Source organism: Melghirimyces thermohalophilus (assembly GCF_900102685.1).
GTDB lineage: Bacteria > Bacillota > Bacilli > Thermoactinomycetales > DSM-45169 > Melghirimyces > Melghirimyces thermohalophilus.
Map to the genome: position 1 here is coordinate 71,454 of NZ_FMZA01000017.1, position 12,316 is coordinate 83,769.

Here is a 12,316-nt window from a genome sequence, read left to right on the forward strand (position 1 = left end):
ATCACAAACCGAATAGGCTGAGCCCTCCATACTGAAAGTGTAAAACGATGCCATCAATAGAGGGAGGGGTACAGCGTGAAACCGGAAGTGAAGCCCCGGCCGCAACGATTTCGGCGGTCACTTTTGAAACAGGTGCTGATCTTAACCATCGTCTTAGGATTTACGGTGTTGTTGATCGGTGGGTATTGGGTGTACCAATCCATGGCTCCCCGTCCGGACAAGGTGGTCGATCCGACGGGAGATGTCGTGACCACCGCTGAGCAGATTCAAGGGGGGCAAGCAGTCTATCAGAAATACGGGCTGATGGATTACGGCTCCGTTTTGGGCCACGGTTCCTATCTGGGTCCGGACTTCACGGCGGAAGCCCTGCATATTCAGGTGGAAGCGATGCAGTCCTTCTTTGCTGAGCGGGATTACGACAAGCCGTGGGAGGAGCTGAGTGCTGAACAGCAGGTCGTCATCGAGGACAAAGTCAAGAAGGAATTGAAGAAAAATCGATATGACCCGGAAACGGATACGCTTACCTTGAGCGAGGCGGAAGTCCATGCCTTGAACGCGGTGAGGGACCACTACGCAAAGGTCTTCACCGATGGGGATGGACGCGGAATTCAACCCGGATTGATACAGGAAGAACACATGCCGGAGCAGGATCGAGCCTGGGTGGGGGAAGGAGATCAACTGACGCAAATCGGTGACTTCTTTTTCTGGACCAGCTGGCTTTCCAGCACGGACCGTCCCGGTGAAAGCTACACCTACACCAATAATTGGCCCTACGATTCGGAAGCTGGCAATGAGATGTCCTATTCATCCGTCTGGTGGAGCGCCGCCAGTGTGGCGCTGCTGATCGGGTTCATCGGATTGATCGTGTACGTGTACTGGCGGTACAAGCTGGATATGGAGGAAGCGTATACAGCGAAGACGTTTCCCCAGTTCGATCTGAAAAATCTCCGGGTGACACCCAGTCAGTTGAAATCGGGGAAATACTTCGCGGTCGTTGCCCTTCTGTTTCTGATCCAATCGATGCTCGGTGGTCTGCTCGCCCACTACTACCTGGAACCGGACAGCTTTTTCGGGCTGAGTTTTATCGCCGACATTCTCCCTTTCAATATCACCAAAGGCTATCACCTCCAGCTGGCCATCTTCTGGATTGCCACCGCCTGGCTGGGTATGGGGATTTATCTCGCCCCGCTGGTCGGAGGACAGGAACCGAAGGGTCAAGGGAAATGGGTTGATTTCCTCTTCTGGGCGTTGGTGATCCTGGTGTTCGGCAGCCTGATCGGTCAGTGGTTGGGTGTCAACGGCTACTTGGGCAACGCCTGGTTCCTGTTCGGCCACCAGGGTTGGGAATACCTCGAACTGGGCCGGATATGGCAGGTGATCCTCGCCGTCGGCATGTTCATCTGGCTGTTGATCGTCTGGCGCGGCTTGCGCGGGGCACTCCGCACAGAGACGGATAAGGGAGGGCTTACTCACCTGCTCTTCTACGCGGCCATCGCGGTTCCGGTATTCTACATCTTCGCCTTTTTCTTCAACCCATCCAGCAACATCACCTACGCAGACTACTGGCGGTGGTGGATCATCCACCTGTGGGTGGAAGGCATTTTCGAGGTCTTCGCGGTGGTAGTGATCGGGTTTTTGATGGTCCACATGGGCCTGGTGACCAAAAAATCCACCGTGCGCGCCCTGTATTTTCAACTGATTCTACTGTTGGGCTCCGGAGTGATCGGCACCGGCCATCACTACTACTGGATCGGTGCTCCCGAGGCATGGATCGGACTGGGTGCAGTTTTTTCCGCCCTGGAAGTGGTTCCGCTCACCCTGTTGATCTTGGAAGCTTACGGACAATACCGGGTGCTTAAACACGGCGGCGTTCACTTTCCTTACCGGGCTTCCTTCTGGTTTCTGATCTCGACCGCGATCTGGAACCTGATCGGCGCCGGCGTGCTCGGGTTCCTGATCAACCTCCCGGCGGTCTCCTATTTTCAACACGGCTCCTTCCTCACACCGGCCCACGGTCACGGATCGCTGATGGGCGTGTACGGGATGTTCGCGATTGCGGTGCTTCTTTACACCATGCGGAATCTGGTCAAGCCGGAAAAATGGAACGACCGCTTGCTGAAGATCTCCATGTGGGGACTCAATATCGGATTGGCTGGTATGATTTTGGTGACTTTGTTGCCTGTGGGTATGATTCAGTTGCAGGAATCCTACACTCAAGGGTTTTGGGTGGCCCGGGACCCCTCCTTCTATGAACAGCCGTTGGTTGAAACACTGCTGTGGTGGAGAGCGCTGCCCGATACCATTTTCATTCTGGTCGGTGTGCTCCCCCTCGTTTGGTTCGTAGTCCGCTCCCTCTTTCATCTTCGCAAGCCGACAAAAGAATAGTTCCCGAGGACAAAGCCTTACGCTCCGGCGTAAGGCTTATTTATAGAGGGAATTTCAGGTATCAGGGGAAGGTCACTCATCGGAGTTGGGAAGGTTTAGCGTTTAATCCCCGACCCCTCTGTTTGTTCAAGAAAGCTTCGGTCGCTTTGATTTTGGGCGTCCACTACTTTCCAATCTCCGTTTGGTTGTCTGCGCAGGGCGATCAAAGCCATCTCTTTATAAAAGCCGCCGATAACATGGGCGGCTCTTCACTTATAAAAGACGGGTTTAGCTTGTTTGACAAGGGATAAGGATCATATCATTTTCACGGCAGAAGGAGGGGAGAGGAATGTTACATTGTTAGCGGCGCACACCTCTCGAGTCTTCTCGGTCTCTTTCGGCTGTAGTCTGGAGAGTCCGTCGAACATCTTTTCGGAGTCGCTCGTCGGTGATAGGACTTTGGGCATCGACTCACCGGTGATTCGAAAACCGTGGGAGATGCTCTTGGGCATGTACACGATATCTCCTTGACGGGCTTCCAGCTTCTCGTCTCCCAACTGTGCGATCAGCTCCCCGTCGATGACATAGAGGCACTCGTCATCATCCCGGTGGATATGCATTGGAACACCGGTTCCGGGAGGCGCATCGTGGATAAAGGAGACCAAGGACCCGCCACTCATCTCCTGTCTGGATGCGGGAGATCTGAGCGAACCTCCTTCTCCGATCGGGGGATAAATAAAAAAGTTTCCCGTGACGGGAAACGTGTCGACTTTCAACGCAGGATTTATCCGAAAAAGAACAGTTGGCGTTTGGCTTCCTCGGACATTCTCGTCGGATTCCATGGCGGGTTCCAAACCAGTTCCACGTCAACTTCTTGGATGTCGGGATGTTCTTGGAGGGCGCGTCGCACGCCTTCGGCGATGGTATCGTGAAGCGGGCAGCCCGGGGTGGTTAAGGTCATACGGACATAGACGCAGCCACCGTCTACTTGTAAGTCGTAGATTAAGCCCAGGTCGACCACGTTGACGCCCAGCTCCGGATCGATCACTTGCTTCAGCAGTTGAGTGGCGTCTTCTACCGTTAAGGACATGGTTCCATCACCTCCTTTTGATCGGCAATCCTAGCGGACAAAGACGAGGGCGATCCATGTTATATAGGCGAGGGAGCTGAGGGATAGAACGGCACCGGCAAGGACGGTGAACATTTCCGATGGGATGGCGATTCCCGCCGTCATCAAGAGCAGTGCGATCCCGATCATTTTTAAGGTGATCCCAATCCATCGCTGGTTGATCAGATCGCCGAGGGTGGGGGTGGATGGTTTACCGGCGTGAACGCCGTATTTGTACGTCCACCACAGAAAAGGAACGATTTTGGAGAGATAGCCGAGGATGGTCATGCCGACCCAGCCGTACAGATAAATCCAGCCGAGGATCAACTGAAGGCGGGGATCCTCGAAGGAGAGCCAGGGAGCTGAGATGAGAAACAGCACCGCGATCAGCGTGACGCCATGGGCGGACCACTGGGTGAAGGCAATGCCGGGGCCGGGGTGTTTTTTGATCGCGTGTTTCCGGATCTCCTTGAGGTGCAGGCTGTATGCGATCAAGGCCGATGTGATCAATCCTCCACCGAGCCAATGGCCGAGGGGAGCATCGAGAATGGAAGCGGTGACCCCTGTGATCACCCCGAGGTTCCACAGGAACCACACCACCTTCTGTTTCCTGGTGGGAACCTGGTGGGCGAGGTGAAACATGGACAGCAATTTATAACTGAAACCGGTAATCAGCAGCCCAAACCAACCGACCGCTCCCAACCAGAGGTGGGCGGTTAAAAGCTGCAGACGAAAAGATGCATCCCAGCCGGTGGCGAAGCCGATTCCCATCGTAAGTCCCGTTCCCCCCGCCAGCAGGAGGTAGATGAGAGCCGAGGCGACACTGAGAGTGATGGGGTTCCAACTGCGGGCCAATCGCAGGGTTTGTCCGATATTGCAGGTGAATAGCAGGATCCCTGTAAAGGTGAGAAGCGCAAAAGCGGCGATCCAGCCGGTTTGAAACTGTCGAAAACCGACAACCAGACCGGCGACACCCAAGGTGAACAGGGCGTATTGGATAAAGCCGAGTTTTCGGCTGTAAACGTCGCGCTGCAGGATGACGGAAATCAATTGATAGACGGCGCCCATGGCGACCATGGTGGCCCATCCGAGCAGGATGAGATGGACATGGGACCAACCGACTGGGTTTCGCGGTGCGTCATCGATCCATCCGAGATGGCCCACCAGGGTGAAAAGGTGAAAGGTGACAAAACCGATCATTCCTGTAACGATAAACAGGAAAGGTAGACGAAAAGTGGCTCGATCCACCGTTGTCCCCGGCATTCCCGCATGCATTTGCATCCAATCCCCCCTATTTTTTACGAATAGTCACCCAGGCGGAACCGTCTTCCGCTTCTTCCACGCGGTAATCATAGCCGAGCCCGTCCAGTTCCTCCAACAAAAAGACCGGTACTCGGTCATTGTGGATGATGAGGGTGTCGTTGTCCTTCATCCGCTCCAGGGTAGACAGTGTCCGCACCATCGGTTGGGGCGGTTCCAGACCGCGGTTGTCCAGTTCCCAGACCCGGGATGATTCCCGGTCAGAGGGAGCGGGCTGTCGGTGGGAGGAGCTGGTCCCTTCCATCGAGGAGGCTGCCTTTTTTTTATGGACGAAGGTGACCACCCAGTGATCCGGTCCCAACTGCTCTGTCTCGCTCTTAAATCCTTTGCTACGCAACAGACCGATCAGAGGTTTCGGTTTGAACGTGGCGTGCAGGATGAACGTGTCATCTCTTTCGAGAGAGCGGACCGCCTTCATGATCTTTTCAAAGGGCTCTTTTTTATTGCGCAAATCCTCCCGAATATCCAGTTCGACGGTTTTGGGGGAGGTATTCGATTTTCGTCTCAATGACCTTCCCTTCTTTCTTTAGGGTGTTCACATCGATCATAACCCCTTCACTGAAAATAGGAGGTGATGATTATCACAAAACCCGTTGTCTTTGTTGAGAAATCATGACAAGGGCCCGTTTTTGTGAGAGTGATCACAAACAGAGGGGGCTGATCGCTCCATACTGAAGGGGAAGGGACGGGATAAAAACACTCACGGGCATTCCACATTGGCAATGAGCGGAGGGAGCGAATGATGGAACAACAGATGGTGTTTCCAGGAGATTGGTCTCTTCATCAAATGATCGAGTTGTCCAATGTTACCGGTTCACTGGAAAGGGAGGTCTACTTTTGCCGGGGTTGTGTTTTATGCAACGGAAAGAGTTTATTGGGGCTCGTGGTGTTTTTTTCTCATCTAAAAAAAGGGGACACCTTCGTCCTGAAAGTGGAAGGGGAAGGGATCGATCCATGCCGTCGAATTGCGGAGGTATTGGATTCGAGATACGAAGTTCGGAAGACCCCGCAAGCTTAGGGAAAACAAGCCTGCGTGTCAATCTCTACGATCTTGGGAAGGAGGTGGGATCGTGAAAGGGAAAGTGCTGATCGCGTTAGGTCTTCTGATTATCTGGGCATTGGTTTGGGTCAGCTCGGATTGGATCGAGGAACGAATCCCGCCTAGTGAAGAACCATCGAAGAGCAGCCAAAAAGAGCAGGAGCATCCAAAACCGGTCCCTGTGGAAATTTCACGGGACGGGAAGGATGTCCACGTGAAACTGACGGCCCAGCAGCAGCGGATTCAAATCGCTAAAGGGGTGGAGTACCCTGCCTGGACCTTTAACGGGACCGTCCCAGGTCCGGTATTGAAGGTTCGGGAGGGGGATCGCCTCCATCTGCAGTTGAAGAATATGGATTCGAAGATGAATCACAGTGTGGATATCCACGCGGTCAACGCCGCACCAGATAAACACTTCGCCGATGTACAACCGGGTAAAACCGATGAATTTGAATACGAAGTCGAGGATCCGGGTGTCTATATGTACCACTGTGCCACCACCCCGATGATGGAGCACGTGGCCAATGGGATGTACGGTATGATCATTGTCGAACCGAAGGAGGGATATCCCACAGATCAGGCGGTGGATCGAACATTCACCCTCACCCAAAGCGAATGGTATAAAGGGAGAGATATGGAAGAGGACCGCCCCAAATACGTGGCGTTTAACGGGGTTGCGCACAAGTACGACGCCGCCCGTCCGCTGAAGGCGAAAGCGGGAGAACGGATTCGCATCTACTTCGTCAATGCGGGACCTAATGAGATGTCCAGCTTGCACGTGGTGGGAACCACTCTGGATCGCGTTTACGTGGATGGAGATCCACGCAATTCTCTTAATGGGGTGCAGACAGTTACAGTGTCGCCTGGCGGCGGGACGGTCGTTGAATTCGAGGTAGATGAACCTGGCGAATATACGATCATCAGTCACCAGTTAAACCAATTTTCCAAGGGAGCCAAAGCGATTCTCAAGGTGACTCGATAAAATCCGAGAGTTTGTGTTGTATTTCACAACGGCTGTGATAACCACGACGTATACTTGAGGTAGCTTCAATCAAAGGAGGAAGATCTAGTGGCTGATAAGCAATTTGCTGCCCATGTTGACGCCCGTTTGTACCCCCCGAAAGAAAAGCATCCGACGATTTTTGCAACCTTTGATGATTTGCAACCAGGTACGGCAATGGAACTGTTGAATGACCATGACCCCAAACCCTTATATTATCAATTTCAAGCCGAAAGGTCCGGTTCCTTTGAATGGGAATATCTTGAGCAGGGTCCCGAAGTATGGCGTGTTGCCATTCGAAAAGTAGCGGATCGGGGGTAAGCTCCGATGGCATTTGTCATTACATCCCCCTGTATCGGGGAAAAAGCGGCGGACTGCGTAGAAGTCTGTCCCGTCGATGCCATCCATGAAGGTGAGGAACAGTATTTTATCGATCCCGATACCTGTATCGATTGTGGGGCTTGTGAACCTGTCTGTCCGGTGGAAGCGATTTTTGAAGAAGAGATGGTACCGGAGGACGAGAAAGAGTTTATCCAGAAGAATGCAGAATTCTTCAAAGGATGAATTCTTCGCCGATGCTTTTTCCAGACTGCCGACCCGTCATACAGGGTTGGCAGTCTGGCTTTTTATGTGGGACACTCCCGATTCACCCCCGCGTCACGAAACGGTCAAAAAACGTTCCTGCTTATTGTAAAAATTTCGGATCGAGGAATGAACCGCTTTTAATAATATAAGGGTAGCATCTGACAAAGAGGAGGTGCTTTCATGGGAAACATGGAAAAAGCTCTCCGACAGATCCCTCTGTTTTCCGAGCTGACTGACGAGGAGATCACCCATCTTTCCTCGATCGCCATTCAACGCCGGTTTCGCAAACAATCCTTTGTTTTTTTGGAAGGTCAAGAGCGGGAAGCGGTCTACTTTATTCAATCTGGGGTGATTAAGGTCTTTAAGGTGGACGAACAGGGGCACGCCCAAGTGATTTCCCTCCTTCATAAAGGGGATATGTTTCCCCATGTGGGCTTTTTTGACGAAGCCCCTTACCCCGGGACAGCAGAAGTGCTTAAGGACGCGGATCTGTTGGCGATCCAAATTGAAGATTTTGATCGTTTGTTGGAGGATCAGCCCAAGATCGCAAAGAAAGTGATGCAGGTCATGGGGCGTCAATTGATCCGCCTGCAAAGACGTCTGCAGAACGTTACTTCCGGCACTGTGCAGCAGCGGGTCGTCTACTCGTTAATCCGGTTATCCAAAGAGTTCGGAGTGCAGAAGGAAAGCGTGATGCACATCTCCCTGCCCATAACCCACACCGAGTTCGGCAGTATGGTTGGAGCTTCCCGGGAATCGATCAACCGTGCGCTCAACCAACTCCGCAAAGCGGGTTTGCTGGAATTTAACCGCAACGAAGTGCTGATCTATGATATGAAAGCCCTGCAAAACTGCGTCCAATCCGTGTGATGGAGAAGGAAGTAAGAAAAGTCGGCAGCAGCCATTCTCCAGGGGATTGTCGCTTTTGTTTTGTCTGTTCTAAATCAAGTCTGCGGGCCTTTTGTCCTCTCCACCACCAGCTCCCGGGCTCCGTGGTGCTCGGCGAGGGCATGGAGGGCTGTGGTTAAGTGGCGGCGGAGGGAAAGTCAGGTTCCAGCTGCAACAAGCGGATGGTGAGCCGCCCGTGTTTTTTGTCCAGTCGGGGATCGACCCGGCCGATCAACCGATCTCCTGCCAGGATCGGCATGCGCCGTTTGTTTGTCGGTGCATAAATTTCCCATCGGTAATGGAAGCTGAACAGGTCGGCGATCCGTTCCCGTCGCCCAGCAGGTTGTCCAGAGGTGTAAAAAACGGATGGGATTCTCCTCGGGGGTGCATTCCCGATTGGAGCGGGGGACATGGCTGCGCAAGCTGTCCAGGTCTTCCGCTAGGATAAAATAGGACCGGCAGATGCCCTCAATCGCCAGCTGAACCCCATCTCCTCGCTCCAACGATCCGCTGATCGCCTGCCTCCGTTCAGCAACCGACAGGCAAAGCCAGCCAAAGCGGGAGTCGCTCGGCTCGAAGACGCGATAGGCCCGCATATATTTTTCCAGCAGGGCTTCTTTCGCCTTCGTCGGGTCTATCTCTTTCGCTCGACGCCAGACCATATCAGGGACAACCTGTTCTGTAAGGTCAAAATAGCGTTCGCTGCCTTTTCTCCCGGCCACTTGAATCATCCCGCATCCAACAGCAGGTTGAGTGCGTGAAAGTCGCCTTGGTTTTGGGTGCTTGATGGTCCCAATAGCCGTGTACGCGTTCCGTCGAAGAAAAAGCCCACGCCGGCAGAGGCCCTTCCCTTTTTAAGACATGTTCCACCACTGGCTTCAATGCTTGGAGCCGCCCTTCCAATGGTGCCTGCAGTCGCTGTCGCATAGGAGCGAACAGTGGATCATCCTCCATCGGAATCACACAGGCGGCGTTGGCGATATACTCAAATACCTGTCTCTGATCCAATAGCCGGTCCAGCTCTTCAGGGCGATATCCCGGAAGACGGGCGGACAAGACCAGGTGCACCGCTGCGAAGGGATCGATTTGGATGCACTCCAGGCGGCGCAGCCCCTCCATCACATCCGTCGGTTGGCTATCATTAAGCGGCGGACTGCTGTCCGATTGACCGAAAACGCCTCGTTCATAACCTCACTTTTTCTCTCCTCTGCAGGATGGTTTTTTCTTCCCCCTCCTTCATCGTAGTCACAGGTCGCGCCACCCTCGGATTTGACATGTTTTTCACAACAGTAAAAACCGGAATCGAACTCATCTTTTTTCCCGGGAATTCGAATTAATGTAAAAAGGCGTCCCTTTAAGGCGCCAAAATCGGTTCAGTTTGTGGATGAAGCAAAATACTGGTTCAGGTAAAATTAATAAAAATTTGCTGCGAAAACCCTTTTGGACAGGGAAGGCACGCAAGGTAAATTAACGCTGGCATACCGCCTGGTTAAAGGCGGTTTTTGTGTGGAGCGATAATGTTGTAAAATAGACGAAAGCAAAGGATAAAGGAGATTTCGCAATCATGACCATCAAATCGGATAAATGGATTCGCAGGATGGCAGAGGAGCACGGGATGATCGAGCCCTTTGTCGATCACAACATCGGCAAGGGGGAAGCGGTCAGCTTCGGTTTGTCCAGTTATGGGTACGATCTGCGGGTAGGCAAGCAGTTTAAGATCTTTCACAATGCCCTGATGCCGGTGATCGATCCTAAGGCGATCAGTGCTGATTCCTTCTTGGATTACGAGGGGGATGTCTGCATCATCCCGCCCAACTCCTTCGCCCTGGCCACTTCCGTCGAGTATTTCCGCATTCCGGAAAATGTGTTGGCGGTGTGCGTCGGAAAATCGACCTATGCCCGGTGCGGCATCATCACCAACGTCACCCCCTTTGAACCCGGCTGGGAAGGGCATGTGACGCTGGAAATTTCCAACACGACTCCGCTTCCGGCCAAAATCTACGCTAATGAGGGATTGTGCCAGGTACTGTTTCTGGAGAGTGATGAGGCTTGTGAAGTTTCGTACAAAGACAAACAGGGAAAATATCAGAACCAGCGGGGCATCACCCTTCCTCGCATCTGATTTTTCCAAGGGAGCACCCGCGACCGATAGCGGGTGCTTTTTATGTTTATCCCCCCCCCGGATACAGGCGGCGAGGGCATATCCAGTGATGAGGGACACGGAGGGACAACAGCTTGTTTTATAAACGAATAGTTCAAAAATTATTCATACAAGTAACAGTTAGAACGGGATCATGCATATTAAAATGAGAGTGTAATCACAAGCAAGCCAAACAACAACCGACAAATAATTTGAATATTACACTTTTATGTAGGAGGAATTAGGAAATGGCTAAGTATAGAGGAAAATATGTCTTTGGCGGAACCGCTGCCGGCTCGGCGGATGTGCTGGACCAATTGAAGGCGGGAGATGAGCTGTCTCTGATCGGTGCCTTTGGTAAAGTGAAACAGCTGAAGATCAAAGAGACCTACCGCTATAAAGGGCGACGGGTCTATGTGACCGACGCTTTGGGAATCATCTACGCCGACGAGGTTGTCGCTGTCAATATGCCCGCTTGGAAAAAAACGACGATCGGTCGGAAGGCGAAAGTGGTCTAAAAGAGGAAAAGAGGTTAAGAATCTAAGCTCGCTGACAGGCTCAGCGGGCTTTTTCGTTTGGCCCGGAATCCGAATTACCAATTACAGTTGGAAACATTTACGGATCGAGATTCCAGTATATCCATGTTAACGTGAATGGTGAAAACAAGGGGGATTTCACAAAAGTATAATTCAATCTTACATATAAGGAGGAGTTTCGTATATGAAATGGATGTTGGCCACGGCGGCTGCCATCACCATGTTTTTTAGCCCCAGCTTGGGTCAGATGCCTCCTAGTGTGGAAGGGATCTTACAGAGTGTATTCAGCACCGTAAACGCGCCTGGTGACAAAAAACAGGAACCGGCGAACAAGCCCGCGGAGAAAGCAAAAGAAAAACCGCAACAGGCGGCGGAAAAAAAAGTCGATAAGGAAAAATCCGAAAAGAAACGGATTTCAAACTCTGAGGGTACATCCCGGGATCAAGTGACCGAAAAGCCGCAAAAGGGTGCTTCCGAGGCAACTCGTGATCACTCCGATTCCCTACAGGTCCCGGAAAAGAAGGGCAATGATGAGAAGTCCGGGGATCAAAAGAAGAATTCTGCTCAGGATCAGTCCCAAAAGGCAACCAAGCAGGATCAAAACGAAGGTCAAGATCAAAACCAAAGCAAGAAGCCGAAGTGGGAACAAAAAGCGGATAAGATTATCCAATTCGGTAAAAAGTTCATGGGAACGGACTACAAGTTGGGAGCGGAGTACAATAAGAGCGGCAAGTTCGATTGCTCCAGCTTCACCCAGTATGTGTACAAGAAACACGGAATCAAGCTCAACCGTACTGCCGGGGCACAGGCGAAGTGGGATGGACAGCCGATTCACGACAGATCCAAACTTCGTAAAGGGGACCTCGTCTTTTTCGACGCCTCCCGCAGTGCCAAGGGCCGCTATAAGAACATCGACCATGTAGGCATTTATATCGGAAACAATCAAATTCTCCATACCTACAAAAAGGGAGTAGGGGTGACGATTACGAAGTTTAACGGCTCCTTCTGGGGTAAACAAGCCATTATGGGTGCCCGCGTGATCGGAGACAACGGGGAAGAACCTCATTAACCCCGCTTTTGGAAAAAGAGAAGGCTTCCCTTCATGGGAAGCCTCAGGCTGTCGAGAAAGTCTCGACAGCCTATTTTTTTTGGGGGAATCCTTTTCACTGCTTCCCACCGTTTATTAGGTTGAAGAAGAATGGGAGGGATGGGTGTGTTACGTTCCAATAAAGAGAAACAAAATGAGCTGGAGTTTGTCTGTATTGAAGAATTAGTTCCGGAAGATCACTTGCTCCGCAAAGTGGACAAGCATATCGACTTTTCTTTTATCACGGAC

General features: G+C 52.1%; 14 protein-coding genes and 2 pseudogenes. 9 read left to right on the forward strand and 7 right to left on the reverse strand.

The features are described from left to right. The first annotated feature begins 75 nt into the window (after positions 1-75). The gene (locus BLP91_RS12720; protein WP_091571738.1) at positions 76-2,385 is read left to right on the forward strand and encodes a nitric-oxide reductase large subunit; all 2,310 of its coding nucleotides are present in this window, start codon (positions 76-78) and stop codon (positions 2,383-2,385) included. A 293-nt stretch (positions 2,386-2,678) separates the two neighbouring features. Here BLP91_RS12720 and BLP91_RS12725 read toward each other — a convergent pair whose 3' ends face one another. From BLP91_RS12725 to BLP91_RS12740, 4 genes are all read right to left on the reverse strand, one after another. Beyond that, a complete protein-coding gene (locus BLP91_RS12725; RefSeq protein WP_176757965.1) occupies positions 2,679-3,029 on the reverse strand; it encodes a cupin domain-containing protein in 351 nt (116 codons plus the stop codon). A 119-nt stretch (positions 3,030-3,148) separates the two neighbouring features. Beyond that, positions 3,149-3,454: a metal-sulfur cluster assembly factor gene (locus BLP91_RS12730; protein ID WP_091571743.1), complete on the reverse strand. Its 306-nt coding sequence runs from the start codon at positions 3,452-3,454 to the stop codon at positions 3,149-3,151. A gap of 30 nt (positions 3,455-3,484) precedes the next feature. Next, on the reverse strand, positions 3,485-4,753 hold the full coding sequence (locus tag BLP91_RS12735) for a heme-copper oxidase family protein (RefSeq protein ID WP_245662259.1): 1,269 nt from the start codon (positions 4,751-4,753) through the stop codon (positions 3,485-3,487). Positions 4,754-4,763: 10 nt separating this feature from the next. Continuing rightward, the gene (locus BLP91_RS12740; RefSeq protein ID WP_245662260.1) at positions 4,764-5,300 is read right to left on the reverse strand and encodes a DUF2249 domain-containing protein; all 537 of its coding nucleotides are present in this window, start codon (positions 5,298-5,300) and stop codon (positions 4,764-4,766) included. A gap of 234 nt (positions 5,301-5,534) precedes the next feature. Here BLP91_RS12740 and BLP91_RS12745 point away from each other — a divergent pair, with 234 nt between their 5' ends. The 5 genes from BLP91_RS12745 (at position 5,535) to BLP91_RS12765 (ending at position 8,286) form a co-directional block, all read left to right on the forward strand. Continuing rightward, the gene (locus BLP91_RS12745) at positions 5,535-5,810 is read left to right on the forward strand and encodes a hypothetical protein (protein WP_143003554.1); all 276 of its coding nucleotides are present in this window, start codon (positions 5,535-5,537) and stop codon (positions 5,808-5,810) included. A 52-nt stretch (positions 5,811-5,862) separates the two neighbouring features. Next, positions 5,863-6,813 (forward strand): multicopper oxidase domain-containing protein, encoded by a 951-nt coding sequence (locus BLP91_RS12750; protein WP_245662261.1) that lies wholly within the window; start codon positions 5,863-5,865, stop codon positions 6,811-6,813. An 87-nt stretch (positions 6,814-6,900) separates the two neighbouring features. Beyond that, on the forward strand, positions 6,901-7,152 hold the full coding sequence (locus BLP91_RS12755) for a DUF2249 domain-containing protein (protein WP_091571748.1): 252 nt from the start codon (positions 6,901-6,903) through the stop codon (positions 7,150-7,152). A gap of 6 nt (positions 7,153-7,158) precedes the next feature. Beyond that, positions 7,159-7,395 (forward strand): ferredoxin family protein, encoded by a 237-nt coding sequence (locus BLP91_RS12760; RefSeq protein ID WP_091571751.1) that lies wholly within the window; start codon positions 7,159-7,161, stop codon positions 7,393-7,395. 201 nt (positions 7,396-7,596) lie between these two features. Beyond that, a complete protein-coding gene (locus BLP91_RS12765; protein ID WP_091571754.1) occupies positions 7,597-8,286 on the forward strand; it encodes a Crp/Fnr family transcriptional regulator in 690 nt (229 codons plus the stop codon). A 154-nt stretch (positions 8,287-8,440) separates the two neighbouring features. Here the strand turns inward: BLP91_RS12765 and BLP91_RS17570 are convergent, their stop codons facing one another. From BLP91_RS17570 to BLP91_RS12775, 3 genes and pseudogenes are all read right to left on the reverse strand, one after another. Next, positions 8,441-8,716 (reverse strand): DNA glycosylase AlkZ-like family protein, encoded by a 276-nt coding sequence (locus BLP91_RS17570; RefSeq protein WP_425412227.1) that lies wholly within the window; start codon positions 8,714-8,716, stop codon positions 8,441-8,443. Positions 8,717-8,768: 52 nt separating this feature from the next. Continuing rightward, positions 8,769-9,035, reverse strand: a pseudogene (locus BLP91_RS17575) (DNA glycosylase AlkZ-like family protein); the annotation flags it as partial. Beyond that, a pseudogene (locus BLP91_RS12775) lies at positions 8,992-9,432 on the reverse strand (DNA glycosylase AlkZ-like family protein); the annotation flags it as partial. The pseudogenes BLP91_RS17575 and BLP91_RS12775, both read right to left, overlap by 44 nt. 436 nt (positions 9,433-9,868) lie before the next feature. On the opposite strand from BLP91_RS12775, the gene dcd reads away from it, so the two are divergent. The 3 genes from dcd (at position 9,869) to BLP91_RS12790 (ending at position 12,049) form a co-directional block, all read left to right on the forward strand. After that, positions 9,869-10,426, forward strand: a complete 558-nt coding sequence (gene dcd, locus BLP91_RS12780) for a dCTP deaminase (protein ID WP_091571761.1) — start codon at positions 9,869-9,871, stop codon at positions 10,424-10,426. A 266-nt stretch (positions 10,427-10,692) separates the two neighbouring features. Then, entirely contained in the window at positions 10,693-10,962 is a 270-nt protein-coding gene (locus BLP91_RS12785) for a hypothetical protein (RefSeq protein WP_091571764.1), read from the forward strand. A 202-nt stretch (positions 10,963-11,164) separates the two neighbouring features. After that, on the forward strand, positions 11,165-12,049 hold the full coding sequence (locus BLP91_RS12790) for a C40 family peptidase (protein ID WP_091571766.1): 885 nt from the start codon (positions 11,165-11,167) through the stop codon (positions 12,047-12,049). The last annotated feature ends 267 nt before the right edge of the window (positions 12,050-12,316 follow it).

Excerpts from the sequence above, each read along its gene's own strand:
- BLP91_RS12730 (WP_091571743.1), bottom strand. The coding sequence starts at position 3,454 with ATGTCCTTAACGGTAGAAGACGCCACTCAACTGCTGAAGCAAGTGATC.
- BLP91_RS12735 (WP_245662259.1), bottom strand. The coding sequence starts at position 4,753 with ATGCAAATGCATGCGGGAATGCCGGGGACAACGGTGGATCGAGCCACT.
- BLP91_RS12745 (WP_143003554.1), top strand. The coding sequence starts at position 5,535 with ATGGAACAACAGATGGTGTTTCCAGGAGATTGGTCTCTTCATCAAATG.
- BLP91_RS12760 (WP_091571751.1), top strand. The coding sequence starts at position 7,159 with ATGGCATTTGTCATTACATCCCCCTGTATCGGGGAAAAAGCGGCGGAC.
- BLP91_RS12765 (WP_091571754.1), top strand. The coding sequence starts at position 7,597 with ATGGGAAACATGGAAAAAGCTCTCCGACAGATCCCTCTGTTTTCCGAG.
- BLP91_RS17570 (WP_425412227.1), bottom strand. The coding sequence starts at position 8,716 with ATGTCCCCCGCTCCAATCGGGAATGCACCCCCGAGGAGAATCCCATCC.
- dcd (WP_091571761.1), top strand. The coding sequence starts at position 9,869 with ATGACCATCAAATCGGATAAATGGATTCGCAGGATGGCAGAGGAGCAC.
- BLP91_RS12785 (WP_091571764.1), top strand. The coding sequence starts at position 10,693 with ATGGCTAAGTATAGAGGAAAATATGTCTTTGGCGGAACCGCTGCCGGC.
- BLP91_RS12790 (WP_091571766.1), top strand. The coding sequence starts at position 11,165 with ATGAAATGGATGTTGGCCACGGCGGCTGCCATCACCATGTTTTTTAGC.